This is a genomic window from Corallococcus sp. CA047B (assembly GCF_003612065.1).
Taxonomy (GTDB): Bacteria; Myxococcota; Myxococcia; order Myxococcales; family Myxococcaceae; genus Corallococcus; species Corallococcus praedator.
In genome coordinates, this window is record NZ_RAWD01000678.1 from 1 (window position 1) to 948 (window position 948).

2 protein-coding genes are annotated in these 948 nt (G+C 74.1%); both read right to left on the reverse strand.

The window, feature by feature from the left end:
- On the reverse strand, positions 1-479 hold a 479-nt coding region (locus D7X74_RS42125; RefSeq protein ID WP_120538484.1), incomplete at its 3' end, for a chemotaxis protein CheW.
- A partial coding sequence (locus D7X74_RS42130) for a chemotaxis protein CheW (RefSeq protein ID WP_199742028.1) occupies positions 476-948 on the reverse strand: 473 nt, incomplete at its 5' end. The genes D7X74_RS42130 and D7X74_RS42125, both read right to left, overlap by 4 nt.

The window sequence follows — 948 nt, forward strand, 5'->3', positions numbered from 1 at the left end:
TCCTGGGACAACGCAGGGAAGGAAGGGGAGGCGGAAGGGCCGGAGGCGGGCGGGAGCCCGTCCACCACCGCGTCCGCGGACAACACCAGCAGGAGGCGGTCCGGCAGCGCGTGGACGCCCAGCAACATCGTGCGCAGCGACCCGCGCAGGTTGTCCGGCAGGGGCGCCAGCGCCGCATCCTCCAGGGGGAGGATGTCGCCAATGGCATCCACGCGCAGGCTCACCGCGCCGTCATCTCCCCGCAGCACGACATGGGGCGCGTCCGCGGGGGCGGTGCCCTCCGGCAGGTCCAGACGGCGACGCAGGTCGATGGCGGGGACGATCTGCCCGCGCAGGTTGAGCAGCCCCGCCACCTCCGGCGGGGCGCCCGGGACGCGCGTGAGCGGAGGCGGCAGGAGGATCTCCTGCACGCGCTCGATGTCCAGACCGAACAGGTGCTCGCCCACGTGGAAGGAGCACAACTGACGCAGGGTGCTCATGGCGCGCCTCCCGCGAGCAGCTCCGGGTGCACGGCGCGCACGGCGCCCTCCACGTCCAGGAACTCGGTGGCGCGATCCAACACCACCATGGAACCCAGCACCCCCGCGCGCCGCGTCTCGCGCTGGAGGGCGACCTCCACCTCCGCGACGTCGAGGATGGCGTCCACCACCAGTCCCACCCGCGTGTCCGCGTGCGTGGTGACGACGACGGACAGCGATGCATCCGCCGCGTGCCGAAGCCCGTCGGTGAGTCGCGCCGCTGGGCCGGGCCGCGCCTCCAACACGGAGGCCACGCGCACCAGGGGCAGCAGCTGGCCGTGGTAGCGCGCCAGCTCCATGCCCCCGCTCAGGTGCTCCACCTCCGAGAGGGGCAGCTCCTCCAGCCGCGCCACGCGCGACAGGGGAATGGCCACGCGGCCCTCCTCGCCGGTGCGGCACAGGAGCACCCGCTCGCGCGTGTCCTCCGGGG